This window comes from Actinorhabdospora filicis (assembly GCF_030269765.1).
Taxonomy (GTDB): Bacteria; Actinomycetota; Actinomycetes; order Mycobacteriales; family Micromonosporaceae; genus Actinorhabdospora; species Actinorhabdospora filicis.
On the sequence record NZ_BSTX01000005.1, the window covers coordinates 240,754 to 254,346 of the forward strand.

14 protein-coding genes are annotated in these 13,593 nt (G+C 71.1%); 6 read left to right on the forward strand and 8 right to left on the reverse strand.

The features are described 5' to 3' along the window. Positions 1-46 precede the first annotated feature (46 nt). Positions 47-841, reverse strand: a complete 795-nt coding sequence (locus QSK10_RS30290; protein ID WP_285666800.1) for a hypothetical protein — start codon at positions 839-841, stop codon at positions 47-49. Between the two features lie 38 nt (positions 842-879). On the opposite strand from QSK10_RS30290, the gene QSK10_RS30295 reads away from it, so the two are divergent. Continuing rightward, positions 880-1,602 (forward strand): SDR family oxidoreductase, encoded by a 723-nt coding sequence (locus QSK10_RS30295; RefSeq protein ID WP_285666801.1) that lies wholly within the window; start codon positions 880-882, stop codon positions 1,600-1,602. On the opposite strand, the gene QSK10_RS30300 is transcribed toward QSK10_RS30295, so the two are convergent. The 3 genes from QSK10_RS30300 to QSK10_RS30310 form a co-directional block, all read right to left on the reverse strand. After that, the gene (locus QSK10_RS30300) at positions 1,599-1,934 is read right to left on the reverse strand and encodes a YrdB family protein (protein ID WP_285666802.1); all 336 of its coding nucleotides are present in this window, start codon (positions 1,932-1,934) and stop codon (positions 1,599-1,601) included. The two genes, QSK10_RS30295 and QSK10_RS30300, sit on opposite strands and share 4 nt — an antisense overlap. Positions 1,935-2,224: 290 nt before the next feature. After that, positions 2,225-2,560, reverse strand: a complete 336-nt coding sequence (locus tag QSK10_RS30305; protein WP_285666803.1) for a hypothetical protein — start codon at positions 2,558-2,560, stop codon at positions 2,225-2,227. A 76-nt stretch (positions 2,561-2,636) separates the two neighbouring features. Continuing rightward, a complete protein-coding gene (locus QSK10_RS30310) occupies positions 2,637-4,043 on the reverse strand; it encodes a sugar transferase (protein WP_432705379.1) in 1,407 nt (468 codons plus the stop codon). Positions 4,044-4,369: 326 nt separating this feature from the next. On the opposite strand from QSK10_RS30310, the gene QSK10_RS30315 reads away from it, so the two are divergent. Next, complete coding sequence (locus tag QSK10_RS30315) at positions 4,370-5,530, forward strand: glycosyltransferase family 4 protein (RefSeq protein WP_285666805.1); 1,161 nt, start codon at positions 4,370-4,372, stop codon at positions 5,528-5,530. Beyond that, a complete protein-coding gene (locus QSK10_RS30320; protein WP_285666807.1) occupies positions 5,520-6,206 on the forward strand; it encodes an alpha/beta hydrolase family protein in 687 nt (228 codons plus the stop codon). The genes QSK10_RS30315 and QSK10_RS30320 overlap by 11 nt, the downstream gene beginning before the upstream one ends. Here QSK10_RS30320 and QSK10_RS30325 read toward each other — a convergent pair. After that, positions 6,159-6,338, reverse strand: coding sequence for a hypothetical protein (locus QSK10_RS30325; protein ID WP_285666809.1), 180 nt, complete (start codon positions 6,336-6,338; stop codon positions 6,159-6,161). The genes QSK10_RS30320 and QSK10_RS30325 overlap by 48 nt on opposite strands. Positions 6,339-6,378: 40 nt before the next feature. Further along, a complete protein-coding gene (locus tag QSK10_RS30330; protein WP_285666810.1) occupies positions 6,379-8,700 on the reverse strand; it encodes a P-loop NTPase in 2,322 nt (773 codons plus the stop codon). Positions 8,701-8,767: 67 nt separating this feature from the next. Between QSK10_RS30330 and QSK10_RS30335 the strand changes: the two genes are divergently transcribed. From QSK10_RS30335 to QSK10_RS30345, 3 genes are read left to right on the forward strand one after another with little or no spacing between them, the layout of a single operon-like run. After that, a complete protein-coding gene (locus QSK10_RS30335) occupies positions 8,768-9,574 on the forward strand; it encodes a GNAT family N-acetyltransferase (RefSeq protein ID WP_285666811.1) in 807 nt (268 codons plus the stop codon). Between the two features lie 43 nt (positions 9,575-9,617). Continuing rightward, positions 9,618-11,084 (forward strand): class I adenylate-forming enzyme family protein, encoded by a 1,467-nt coding sequence (locus QSK10_RS30340; RefSeq protein WP_285666812.1) that lies wholly within the window; start codon positions 9,618-9,620, stop codon positions 11,082-11,084. Beyond that, the gene (locus tag QSK10_RS30345) at positions 11,084-12,571 is read left to right on the forward strand and encodes an acyl-CoA mutase large subunit family protein (RefSeq protein ID WP_285666813.1); all 1,488 of its coding nucleotides are present in this window, start codon (positions 11,084-11,086) and stop codon (positions 12,569-12,571) included. The genes QSK10_RS30340 and QSK10_RS30345 overlap by 1 nt, the downstream gene beginning before the upstream one ends. Here QSK10_RS30345 and QSK10_RS30350 read toward each other — a convergent pair. Together QSK10_RS30350 and QSK10_RS30355 are read right to left on the reverse strand one after the other, a co-directional pair. After that, entirely contained in the window at positions 12,568-12,747 is a 180-nt protein-coding gene (locus tag QSK10_RS30350) for a DUF397 domain-containing protein (protein WP_285666814.1), read from the reverse strand. The two genes, QSK10_RS30345 and QSK10_RS30350, sit on opposite strands and share 4 nt — an antisense overlap. Then, entirely contained in the window at positions 12,744-13,526 is a 783-nt protein-coding gene (locus tag QSK10_RS30355) for a helix-turn-helix domain-containing protein (protein WP_285666816.1), read from the reverse strand. The genes QSK10_RS30350 and QSK10_RS30355 overlap by 4 nt, the downstream gene beginning before the upstream one ends. Between the last annotated feature and the right edge of the window lie 67 nt (positions 13,527-13,593).

The window sequence follows — 13,593 nt, forward strand, 5'->3', positions numbered from 1 at the left end:
TTTCCCGGACGGTCACCGGAATTTCCCCGGTATGGACGGCTCCACGCTAGCCGAACTCGACGCCGAAGGCCTCCCGCAGATGGGTCAGCGTGGCGTCCACGAACTCCTGCGGCCACTCCTCGCCGGTGGCCGCCGCCAGGGCCGTGCCGCGCCGGATGAACTCGCGGCAGATCATCTGGTTGGCCGCGATGATGTCCTTCGGTTCACAGCCCACGGCCGGGATCGACTCCAGGAATTCGCGCTGCTCATCGGACACGAACGCGTTCAGCCGCTTCACCCCGCCGCTGCGCCGGACGCCGCGCTCGGCGCGCATGAGCGCGATGAGCTGATCGCGGACGGCGCTCACGCCCATGTTCGCCACCACGTACTCGCGGCGGCCCAGGACGTTCACCAGGTTGCCCAGGAAGTAGAAGAACAGCCGCACGTTGCGGCGGGGGTAGTACGGATCACCGTTTCCTCCCGGTACGCGGGCCTCGGGGAGGAGGTTCCCGGAACGGTCGAAGAGTGGTAGTACGGCCTCGTAGTCATCGGGGTCGTACTCGGAGAGGGGGTGGACGATGAGGTCGACGTGCAGCCAGTCGGGCGTGATGCCGAGGCCGCCGGAGAGCCCGGGGATGCCGTCGGTCAGCACGAGCCGGCCGGCGATGGACTCCATCGCGGTGGCGAAGTCGTAGGTCTCGGCGGCCTCGTCGGTGACGACGACGTGCACGTCGACGTCGGAGTAGGCGTCGTCCTCGTGGGAGGCGTGGCTGCCGACGAGGTACACGGCCAGCACGCGCTCGTCCTGGGGCAGGACGGTTCGCGCGCGGTCGATCACGGCCGCCTGTCGTGGATCGGTCATGCTGGCGACCTTAGTGAGGACTGTCGAGAGGAGCGGCCATGCTGACCGTCATCACCGGTGGCACCAGGGGCATCGGGGCGGCCACGGCCTTGCGCCTGGCGGGCGAGGGGCACGACCTGGTTCTGGCCTACGCGCGCGATGACGTCGCGGCGGCCGAGGTGGCGGGGGCGGTGCGCTTCAAGGGCGTGCGGTGCCTGGCGCTGCGCGCGAACGTCGCCGACGAGCCGGACGTGGAGCGGCTCTTCGACGCCGCCGAGGCGCTGGGCCCGGTGACGGGCCTGGTGAACAACGCGGGGGTGTCGGGACGCCTGGGGCCGCTGGCGGAGGCGCGCACCGAGGACATCCGGGCCGTCCTGGACGTCAATGTGCTGGGGACGCTGCTGTGCTGCCGCCGCGCGGCCCGCACGCTGGGCCCGGGCGGGTCGATCGTCAATGTCTCCTCGGCGGCGGCGACGCTGGGCAGCCCCGGCGACTACGTGCACTACGCGGCCTCGAAGGCGGCGGTGGACGCGCTCACGGTGGGCCTGTCGAAGGAGCTGGGCGAGTCGGGGATCCGCGTGAACGCCGTGGCGCCGGGCCTCATCGACACCGAGATGCACGCGGCCATGGGCGACCCGGACCGCGCCGCACGCGTGGGCTCGCAGACGCCGCTGGGCCGGGCGGGGACGGCCGACGAGGTCGCCGCGGCGATCGCCTGGCTGCTGTCGCCGGAGGCCTCGTACACGACCGGGGCGATCCTGCGGGTGGCCGGCGGCCGTTAACCGGCGGTGAGGTCGTAGACGGACGCCAGGATCGCCAGCGCTGCGAAGACCCCGGCGAGCGCGGGGTGGCGCATCCACACGAGCGCGCCCACGGCCGAGCCGAACCAGGCGACGAGGAGGACGGCGCGGGCGGCGCCGGTGAGGTGGTGGGTGGCGCCGGGCGCGCCGAGGGTCCACCACACGCCGATGAGCACGGTGAGGGTGAGGACGGCGGCGGCGATCTTGAGGAGGACGCCGGAGGGGATCTTCACCGACCACCACACGGCGGTGGCGTAGGTGGCGAGTTCGAGGAGGAAGAAGAGGGTCTGCGCGGCGGGCTTGATGACGGTCATGAGGGGCTCCGGGGTGGTTCAGTGGCGGAATCATTCAGAGTCTAAATGATTCTGAGTCTGAACGCAAGCCGGGTTCGGGTGCACGGGGGCGGGGCCAGGCCATGGGGCACGAGGCCGGGGCGTGGGGGCACGGGGTCGGGTCGCATCGTGGGACACGGGGTCGGCCGACGCCGACTGCCCTCCGCGTGACCCAACGCCGCCGGGCCGCCGTCCCGGTACGCGGTCGCCGCTGACCGAGGCCCGCGCACGCTAAAGGGGCGGCGCATCCGCCGCCCCTCGATGGGCCCGTCCTAGGCCCACGCCTCCTTGAGCACGTGATGCCCCGGCACCTGTCCCTCGACGAAGGCCACCCGCTCGCCGAGCCGCTCGAAGAGCGCCTCCAGCTGGGCCACGCGGCCGGTGTTGTCGGCGACCTCCAGGAACTTCCGGTAGTCGGCCTCGGTGGCCCAGAAGATCGTGTTGACGACGCCCAGGCCGTCCTCGCTGCCGTGGAAGCGGGTGCCGAGCCAGCCGGGGTAGGGGCGCACCCAGGTGTCGATGAGGGCGGACAGGCCCTCGACGAGTTCACGCTGGGCGGAGGCGTCGGTGGTCGTGTAGCGCAGGATCATGACCCATTCGGGGTTCATCGTCGTCTCCTCAAGCGGTTGGATCAACTACTTGAGGAGACGACCTGAACCAATGTTGAGGTCAAGGCACTGTGATCTAGTACGCGCCCTTGCGCTGGAGCACCACCAGGACCGTGCGGAACAGGATCTGCAGGTCGGTGGTCAGCGACCAGTTGTCGACGTAGTACAGGTCGAGCCGGACCGCGTCGTCCCACGACAGGTCCGAGCGGCCCGAGACCTGCCACAGCCCGGTGATGCCGGGACGCACCAGCAGGCGGCGGCGGACGTCGCCCAGGAAGTCGCCGTTCTCGGCCACGAGGGGCCGGGGGCCGACCAGGGACATCTCGCCGCGCAGGACGTTGATCAGCTGCGGGAGCTCGTCCAGGGACGTGCGGCGCAGGAAGCGCCCGGCGGGGGTGATGCGCGGGTCGTCCTTCATCTTGAAGAGCAGCCCGTCGGACTCGTTCTGGTCCATCAGCAGCGCGAGGCGGTCCTCGGCGTCGACGTACATGCTGCGGAACTTCCAGCAGTGGAAGGTCTTGCCCTCCATGCCCACGCGCGGCTGCCGGAAGAAGACCGGGCCCTTGTCCTTCGACTTGATCCAGATCGCGATCGCGATGAACAGCGGCGACAGGATCAGCAGGCCCAGGAACGCCGCCATCTTGTCGAGGGCGTTCTTGATGACCCAGCCGATGCCGGAGAGCGTCGGCTCCTCCACGTGCAGCAGCGGCACGCCCTCCACGGGCCGGATGTGGACGCGGGGACCGGCGATGTCGGTGAGCTGCGGCGCGACCACGAGGTCGATGCCGGTGCCCTCCAGCTGCCAGGCGAGGCGGCGCAGGCCGCCCTGCTCGTTGGACGCCGAGCCGCACACCGCGATGGTGTCGGCGCCGAGGGTCTCGGCGAGCTGGACGAGGTCGGTGCCGCTGTACACCGGGACGGGCGTGTCGACGCCGCGCGCGGCGGAGGGCCCCTCGGTGAGGTAGATGCCGATCGGCAGGAACCCGGCCTGCGGGACGCGCGAGACGGCCGTCCCGACCTCCAGGGCCTCGTTCAGGGTGCCGACCAGGAGCAGGTGGTGCACGAAGTGCTGGTGGCGGCGCAGCGACTGCAGGACGCGGCGGGCGGTGAAGCGCCCGATGACCAGGTACAGCAGCGCCGAGCCGAGCGCGATGGCCACGGCCAGTCGCGAGAGGTCCGTTTTGAACATCAATGCCAGGAACGACACGATGGACACCACGATGACCGCCGAGCGCACCACGCGCTTGAACTCGTCGGTGCCGACGCCCAGGTACCGCCGGTCGTAGCCGCCGTTGCCCCACAGGGTCAGGACCCAGGTGAGCGGCAGGAGGCCGTAGGCGATGACGTAGAAGGTGGTGTCGACCTCGGCGTGGATGCCGCGGCCGAACTCGGTAAAGCCGGTGGCGGCGGTCCCGGTGGTGATCACGGCGGTCATGGACGCGGCGATCGCGGCCAGCATGTCCACGCCGAACAGGACGATCACGTACGTACGGTGCCAAGTCGCCGCGCGAACCCTGCGCTGCCATGCGACACGGGGTATGCCGCTGGTGATCGGCTCCTCGGCGTTCACGTCACCCGGAATCCTGGCTCGCCGGCCCCCCTGGATCGGACGCTGGAGGCTCGTTGTCAATGTTCATCCCTCCGCGCACGTGCCCTGCGGTGGCCGCAAGACAGTCTGCCACGCAACCCGGCCGCGGCCAGCCCGACCTCCCCGTATTCCCCGGATGTCCGGTTCGCCGCGCGTTCCCACGCCTCCGGCCGGGGGTTAGGGTGACGTGTCCTGTCGACCGTCAGACGAACGTGGGCCGCATGAAAATCGTCATCGCGCATAACCGGTACTCCTCGGCGCAGCCGTCCGGAGAGAACACGGTCGTGGACGCCGAGATCGCCGCGCTGCGGGCGGCCGGACTCACCGTCGTGCCGTTCCTGCGCTCCTCCGACGAGATCGCCGACCTGTCCACTGTGGGCAAGCTGGCGCTCGCGGTGTCGCCGGTGTACGCGGCTCGCGCCCAGAAGGAGCTTTCGGCCCTGTTGCGTGCCGAGCGCCCCGATGTCCTGCACTTGCACAATGTCTACCCGTTCCTGTCCCCGGCGGTCGTGCGGACCGCGCACCGGCACGGCGTGCCGGTGGTCCAGACGATCCACAATGTACGGCACGAATGTCTCAACGGCCTCTACTTCCGGGACGGTCGGATCTGTCACGACTGCGCGGGCAAGCGCGTGGACCTGCCCGGGATCTTGCACGGCTGCTATCGCGGCTCGCGTGCGCAGAGCGTCATCATGGCCACTTCTCTCGCCGCGCACAAGGGGACGTGGAGGAGTGTTGACGCTTTCGTCGCGCTGACCCCCTGGATCGCCGACTACCTGGTCACGTTCGGTGTGGGGCGTGAGCGGATCGTGGTGAAACCGAACTCCTCGCCCGATCCCGGGCCGCCCACCGCGGTCGGCGACGGCTTCGTCTACGTCGGGCGGCTGTCGGCGGAGAAGGGCATCGAGGCGATGCTGGCGGCCTGGAGCCGTTTCCCCGTCGGCTCCCTGGGGCAGCTCACCATCGTCGGCGACGGGCCCTTGCGCGCCATGGTCGAAGAGGCCGCCGCCCTGCGCGCCGACGTGAACTATCTCGGACGCCAGCCGCGCGAGCACGTCGACGCCGCCGTCCGTGACGCCTCGGCCCTGCTGCTGCCCTCGATGTGGGAGGACATCCTGCCCACCGTGGCGATCGAGGCCCTGGCCAACGCCCGCCCGGTGCTGGCCACGAACCTGGGCGGGATGCCCTACCTGGTCGGCGACGCCGGCTGGATCGTCGAGCCGACGGTGGACGGGCTCGCCAATGGCCTGGCCCGGGCCCGCGACGAGGCGGCCGACCTGGCCGGGATCGCCCGCGCCCGCTGGGAGTCGACCTTCGCGCCGGAGGTCGTGACCGGCCAGCTCATCAAGATCTACGAGGGAGTGGCCGCCGGTGTCTCGTGACGTCCTGAGCCGTTTCGCGCCCACCGGGACGATCGTCCCTTATGGAGACCTGCCCGAGCAGGTCGTCGAGCGCTGGCCCGGCGAGGGGCCGACGGTGGTGTTCGTCCACGGCGGTTTCTGGCGGGCCGAGTACGACCGGACGCACGTCCGTCCACTGTGCAATGACCTGGCCGCCCGGGGATACGACGTGGCGGCCGTCGAGTTCCGGCGCACCGCGCCGGGCGTGCCGGGCTGGACGGCGACCTTCGACGACGTCCTGGCGGCCCTGAGGTTCATCGGTGGCGAGCCGGTCCTGGCGGGCCACTCCGCGGGCGGGCACCTGGCGCTGTGGGCCGCTTCCCGCAGGGCGCGTGTGAAAGGCGTGCTGGCCCTGGCGCCGGTGACGGACGTGGTGACGGCCTACCGCGACGACCTGGACGGCGGCGCGGCCCTGGCGCTGCTCGGCGGCTCGCCGGAGGAGGTCCCCGAGCGCTACGCGGGCGCGACCCCGGGCGACCCGGGCGTCCCGGCCGTGCTGATCCACGGCGACGCCGACGCGCAGGTGCCGGTGACCCAGTCGCGCGGCTACGGGCATGGACGGCTCGTCGAGCTGCCCGGCGTCGACCACTTCGCGCTGATCGACCCCGAGTCAGGCGTCTGGGGCGTCGTCCTCGACGCGCTTGCCTCGCTTGCGTGAGGCGGCCAGCTTGGCCCGGAAGGCCGCCGGGTCGTAACTGAGCTGCTCCTCGGAGGGCGTGGCCGAACCGGGCGCGAGGAAGCGCGCGGAGGCACCGCCGGACTTGCGGGGGCGCTTGGGCGTGGCGAACATGTGAGCAGTATGCGCTGAATGCCCGTTAAGTGTGCGGGAATCACCTCGTGTCGTGCTTGAGGATCTGCTGGACCCGGCCCAGGTCCTTCTCCGCCCGCCGCCGCAGCTCCTGATCGGGCGCGCCCGGTCGCCGGTAGCGCTCCACGGCCTCGGTGAAGGCCGCCAGGGACTCCTCGAAGCGGCCCGCGTTGGCCAGCGACGCGCCCAGCCCGGCCAGGATGTTGGTCAGGTAGCGCGCCTGCTCCGGATCGTCCTCCAGCCGCCGGTGGGCCTCGGCGAGGACGCGGTGGGCGGCGATGACGTCGGCGGTCTCCCCGGCGTCCATGATCCAGAAGTGCAGGGCGCCCAGCCAGCCGTGGTGGGTGGGCTCGCCGTCGTACATCGCGGCGGCCAGCGTGAGCGCCTCCACCAGCGCCGGGGCGGCCAGCGCGCGCCGCTCGGGCGTGACGGGGTCGGTGACGCCCTCGGTGTGCTTGCGGTAGTCGTAGGGCAGGTACCGGCGGAAGATCGTGGCGCGCAGGTACGGGCTGCGCCCGCCCGTCTGGAACGCGGCCCGCTCGGCGGCGTCGGGATCGGCGAGCGCGGCCAGCGCCACCAGGTCCCGGATCAGCCGCCACCGGTTGGTGTCGTTGTCGGCGGTGGCGCGCCCGATCTCGGTGAGCTGCTGCCGGACACGGACGGCGTCGGCGTAGTGCCCGGCGCCCATCAGGAGTGAGTCGAGGTAGGTGAGCACGCCCCCGGAGTTCTCCAGGTCGGCTTCGGCGGCCAGGTCGCGCAGGGCCGCGATCGCGTCGCCGGCGCCGATGGCCTCAGCCTCGGCCAGGTCGAGGGTCAGCCCCAGCCGGTCCAGGACGCCGCCCAGCCGCACGGCCAGCCGGAACGCCTCGCGCATGACCTCCGGCTCGGCCCGCCGCCGTTCGGCGTACAGCCACTCGGCGAGCCGGTCGGGTTGCAGGGCGCCCCACCAGCGTTCGCCGCCGGGGTAGAGGCCGCGCAGCCAGCCGGCGGCGCGCAGGCGGGCGTCCTCGGGCAGGTCGCGGACGCCGGGGACCAGCGCGAGCGCGCTGAGCGCGTCCTCGCGGGTGTCGGCGGGGATCGAGGAGGCGACCGCGACGGCGGTCCGCATGGTGCCGGGGGACAGGTCGAGCCCGTGCCGGACGGCGGTGGCGGCCCAGTAGCGGGCCTCGTGGTCGAGGATGCGGCCCTGTGCGGGTTCGTCGCCGTCGTCGAGGAGCCCGGCGAGGACGTGCATGTGGACGCCGAGGGCGGTGCGCGCCTCGCGTGGTGGCGTGACCTCTCCGCGCGGGTCGAGGCCCAGGGACCGCAGGCCGCGCGTGTACTCGCCGGTCAGGCCGCGCACGTCCGGTGGTTCGGTGAACAGCTCGGGCAGCGCGATCTGCCCGGCGGCCGACAGGAGGGAGGCGTGCGGGCCGAGGTGCTCGCGCCAGCCGTCGTCGTGGCGGGCGAGCATGAGGACGCGGACGGGCTCCTGCTCGGGGAGGGCCTCGGCGAGCCGGGCGAGGTCGCGGCGTTCGGCGTAGTCGACGACGACCAGCAGCGGGGTGGTGACGCTCGTCAGGGCCACGAGGTCGGGCGTGTCGTCGCGCAGGTGCAGCACCGCCCAGCCCTTGGCGCGCATCCGGTGGCCGAACTCCAGCCCGAGCCGGGACTTGCCCTGCCCGCCGGGGCCGGTGACCAGCAGCGCGTCCTGCCGTTTCGGGCCGCCGGACCAGGCGTCCAGCTCGGCCAGCACGCGTTCGCGGCCGGGCTGGAAGGTCGTGGCCTCCACGTCGGCGCGCAGCAGCATCGCCGGGGAGCGCGCGATGACGTCGGGGACCTGGAGCCGCTCCAGCTCCACCTCCCGCAGCCTGGGCGCGCCCACGTACCGCGCGAAGCTCGGGTCGCGCATGAGGGTGGCGACGGGGAGGGCGAGCAGCTCGCGGTTCTCCCAGTCCTCGGGGGTGTGCGTGACGACGCCGACGAGCAGCCCTTCGGCGAACAGGGCCGCGCCGGAGAAGCCGCGCCAGGAGTCCTCCTGCGGTGGGGCGGTGAGCGGGGCGAGGCTGAAGTCGGGCCGCAGCCGCGCCTCCAGGTGGTGGGCCCGCGGATGCGACACGCGCGGGAAGCCGATCGCGTGCGCGACGAGAGGAGCGCCGCCCACCACGCGTCCCCACCGCAGCGGGCCGGGGACGTCGACGGGCGCGTCGAGGCGGATGAGCGCGGCGTCGGGTTTGCGGGCCCGCCACACGACGCGTCCGGCGCCGAAGGAGGTCCTGACCTCCTTCGACGGGACGCAGTGGGAGGCGGTCAGGACGAGGTCGCGCGCGACGAGTAAGCCCGTCCCGCGCGCGCCTCCGGACACTCGGCACACTCGCTTCTCCGGCACCATTGGCCAATAATCCCTTGTCAGCGCTTCTAGTGTCGTGTCCGTGACCCCTCAGCTCAGCTCGCCGCAGCTTCTCGCCCGCCGTCTCTGGTCCGCCGACGCCCACTGGCACCCCGGGGACTTCGCCTGGCAGGCCGCCACGGGCGGTCCCGCCACCGAGCACGTGTGGCCGGACGCCGCCTGGGCGCGGCTGATGGGCGAGCACCTCGACGTGCTCATCGACCCCTCGCGCATCGACCCGGCCGAGGTGATCGCCTGGGCTCCCGGGGCCACGTCGGCCACCGTCAACGGCACCGAGGACGCCGTCGCCCGCGCGCTGGTCGAGGCCGGTTTCGAGCGCGATGACGACGCCAACTGGTTCAGCCACCATCACATCGCGCTGGACTCGCTGCCCTCGGTGGACCTCGCGCCCGGCTACCGGCTGCGCGCGGTCACCCGGGACGAGGCCGAAGCCCGCGCGGAGGTCCACCGCCGCAGCTGGTCGGACCTCGGGCCGTCCACGTTCTCGGTGGAGAAGATGACCGCGGTGATGAGCGAGTCCCTTTATGACCCGGCCTTCGACATCGTCGCCGAGACCGACGACGGCGAGATGGTCGCCACCACGCTCGGCTGGCTCGACCGCGAGACCGGCGTCGGGCTCCTGGAGCCGGTCGGCTGCGTCCCCGAGCACCGCCGTAAAGGCCTGGGACGGGCCACCAACCTGGCGGTTCTGCAGGCTTTCCGGGATGCCGGGGCGACCCTCGGCCGGGTCTGCCCGCGCGGCGACGAGGGCTACCCGATTCCGGGGCGGCTGTACCGGTCGATCGGCTTCAAGCCGGTGGCCCGAACCGAGCTGTACCGCCGCGTGTAGCGAATCCTTGACGGGCGTCGCGCGGACGTGACACGCTCGCCTCATGGCGGGCCGGAGCACCTCCGAACTTCTCCAGTGGGCCGCCGCCGCGCACGCGCGGCGGACCGCGATCGATGGTCCACAGGGGACGATGACCTTCGCCGAGCTGGGCGATCGCGTCGCCCGGGTGGCGGCGGGATTGCGCGCGCTCGGGCTGAAACCGGGTGACCGCGTCCTGGATCTCCAGCCCAATCGCAATACGTCGATCGAGCTGGACCTGGCCACGTCCTGGGCCGGGCTCGTCCGCGTGCACCTGAACTACCGGCTGCACGAACGCGACTGGGAGCGCATCGCCGAGGACTCCGGGGCGGTCGCGCTGGTCTACGACGGGTCTTTCGCCGCGCGGACCGAGGCCCTGCGCTCGGGGCTGCCGCACGTGTCCATCGGGGACGGTCCGGGCGTGTCCTACGAGTCGCTTGTGGACTCGCCCGCGATGCCCTACGACGTGCGCGACCTGGTGTCCCTGAACTACACCTCGGGGACCACCGGCAATCCCAAGGGCGTCCGCCGCGAGCACGGCAACCGGATGGCGTCGATGGCGGCGATGGGCGCGGTTCTGGGGGACGTGAAGCCGGACGCGGCCTACCTGCACGCCGGGCCGATCACCCACACGTCCGGGCTGTTCATCATGCCCGCGCTGAAGCGGGGCATGCGGCAGATCGTGCTGCCGTCCTTCGACGTGGACGCGGTCGTGGAGGCCGTGCGGGAGCGAGGGGCGACGCATACGGCGCTGGTGCCGACGATGGTCGCGCGGCTCTTGCAGGCGGGCGTGGATTCCCTGGGGCTGGACATGCTCGCCTACGCGGGCGCGCCCATGCCGGGTGAGCACATCCGGGCCGCCCACGAGCGGCTCACGCCGAACCTGGTGCAGTACTACGGCCTGGTGGAGGCGATCCCGCCGGTGACCGTGCTGGACGCCGAGGACCACCGGCTGGGGCTCACCTCGCGTCCGGAGCTGCTGGCCTCGGCGGGTAGGTCCACCGGGCACGTGGAGGTGGCGATTCATGAGGCGGTGGACGGGATCGGCGAGGTGATCCTGCGCGGCCCGGCCATCATGAGCGGGTATTGGAGTGGCGACGCCGGGGCTCGCGCGGTCCGCGACGGCTGGCTGCACACCGGCGATCTGGGGCGGCTGTCCGAGGACGGGTATCTGTACCTGGTGGACCGCAAGAACGACATGATCATCACCGGTGGCTACAACGTGTATCCCCGTGAGGTCGAGGACGCTCTGGCGAGCGCGCCCGGGGTCGGGCAGGTCGCGGTGATCGGTGTGCCCGATGCGGACTGGGGGCAGCGGATCGTCGCGTTCTATACGGGCTCGGCGGAGCGGGGTGAGCTGGACGCCTTCGCGCGGCGCGAGCTGGCGTCCTACAAGAAGCCCAAGGAGTACCGGCGGCTGGAGACGTTCCCCCTGAACTCGACGGGGAAGATCGACAAGAAGTCGCTCAGGGAACACGGGGGTGAGCTCTGATGGAGCGGCCGGGCGAGTTCCCTTATACGCGAGGCATCTCGGCCGAGCCGAAGCCGTGGATCATGGGGCAGTACGCCGGTTTCGGGACGGCGGCCGAGTCGAACAAGCGGTTCCGGGACCTGCTCGCGGCGGGGCAGACCGGCTTCTCGGTGGCGCTGGATCTGCCCACGCAGCTGGGGATCGATTCCGATGACCCGCGCGCGGCCGGTGAGGTCGGGCGGGTGGGCGTCGCCCTCGATTCGCTGGCCGACATCGAGGTGCTGCTGGACGGGATCGATCTGACCAGGATCGGGCAGGTCCGGACGACGGCGAACTCCATCGGCTACCTCTGGGCGGCCTTGTTTCTGGCCCTGGCCGAGAAGCGCGGGACGGATCCTGCGGAGTTCGGGCTGTTCATCCAGAACGACGTGCTGAAGGAGTTCATGGCGCGCGGGACGCAGATCTTCCCGCCGGCGCCGTCCTTGAAGCTGGCCGTGGACGTCATGGAGCATCTGGCGAGGGTGGTGCCGCGGTGGGTGCCGCTGGCGATGTCCGGGTACCACATCGCCGAGGCGGGCGGGGATGCCGCGACCGAGGTGGGTTATACGTTCGCCAATGCCATCGCGTACCTGGATGAGCTGACCGCGCGGGGTGTGGGGATCGATGAGGTCGCGCCGAGTCTCTATACGTTTTTGAGTGTCGGGCTGGACTTCCTCGGCGAGGTGGGGAAGCTGCGGGCCGCCCGCCGGGTGTGGGCGCGGCTGGTGACCGAGAGGTACGGGGCGAAGGACCCGCGTTCGGCGCAGTTGCGGATCTTCGCGTTCACCGCGGGTTCGTCATTGACGGCCCAGCAGCCCATGAACAACGTGGCCCGGACCGCGATCGAAGCCCTGGCCGCTGCTTGCGGTGGGGTGCAGACGTTGCATGTGTGCGCTTACGACGAGGCTCTGGGAGTGCCGACGTCCGAGGCGGCCACGCTTGCGTTGCGGACGCAGCAGATCGTGGCGGCGGAGACGGGGGTCGGCGATGTGGCCGACCCCCTGGGTGGGTCGTATGAGGTGGAGGCCCGGACGGATGCGACGGAGAAGCGGATCCTGGCGGTGATGGAGGATGTGGCGGCGCGCGGGGGTGCGCTGGCGTGCATCGAGGCCGGGTATCAGGCTTCGCGGCTGGGGGATGCGGCGTACCGGCAGGCCCGGGCCGTGGAGAGTGGCGAGAAGGTCGTAATTGGGGTGAACAGGTTCGAGAGCGAGCCGGAGCCCCTGGATGTGTTCCGGATCGATCCGGCCGCCGAGAAGGCCCAGGTTGAAGCCGTGAGGCGGGTCAGGGAAGTGCGCGATGAGGCGAAGGTGACCGCCGCGTTGGTGGCGGTGGAGGCGGCGGCCCAGGCAGGGGAGAACGTGGTGCCGGGGTGTGTGGTGGCGATGAAGGAGTACGCGACGATCGGTGAGGTCGTGACCCGGTTGCGTGGGGTGCACGGGAGCTGGGTGCCGACCGACCGGTTCTAGCGCGTGAGGGTCGCCAGGAAGCCGGACCAGTTCGACTGGGAGATGGTCAGGACCGGGGTCTCGGCGAGTTTGCTGTCGCCGACCTCGACGGACCCGGCCGGACCGGTGAGGCGCATCTGCACGCAGGCCGCACCGTTTCCCTGGCTGCGACTCGACTTGCGCCACTCGGGCTTCATTTCCACTCCTCGATCGGTGTAGCCAGCCGGAACGCCTCGGCATGTGCCGACTCGTATCGACTAACGACGTGAGCATGCTCGATGTAGCGCGCGCCGTCTAGTGATTCTACGTAGACGAACGGTGAACCACCCAAACCAGACAGGCCCGGCGTGAGGATGTGGAACCCCCCGTACATGCAGGCGTGCAGCCCACCCGTAACGCGCACGTCGATGCCGTGCGTCTCCCGGAGCGCCAAAATGTGCTGAATCTGTGCGCTCTGAAGTGCGGGATCCGGGTCGAGATTGCGCAGAGCCCCGGCTCCGAGCAGGATCTCCACGCGCCGCCGCGCTCGATGCCGGAAGAACTCCTCCTGCTGGTTGGCTCGGTACGCCCGAACAGCGGCAGCCTGCTCCGGCTCGACGTCCTGCACGTCTTGGAGCCGTTCGAGGTAGTCCGGCACGAGCTGGAGAAGGCCCGGAACCAGCTCCGGCTCCCACACCTGCAAGACCTTCGCGTCGCGTAGAGCAGCTGTGTAGAGAGCCCATTCCGGATCCATGCCCGCCTGATGGGCTTCCCAGTGGCCTACTTCCTTGCCCTTCTTGCGAAGCTCGATGAGGTGGGCCGTCACGCTCTCCCCGGCGCCGTAGACCTGGCAGAGCATCACCAAGGTCGGCTGATGCGGAATGGTCGTCGCGTTCTCGATCTTGTAGATCGACGCCCGCCCCATGCCGAGAATATCGGCGACCTCGCTGACATCGAAGCCACACGCGAGCCGCATCCTCTTGAGCTCGGCGGCCAAGTGCCTACGAATTAGTGGCGCATCCCCCGGGTTGCCTATCTGCATTGTCTCCTGTCCCCCTGTCTCC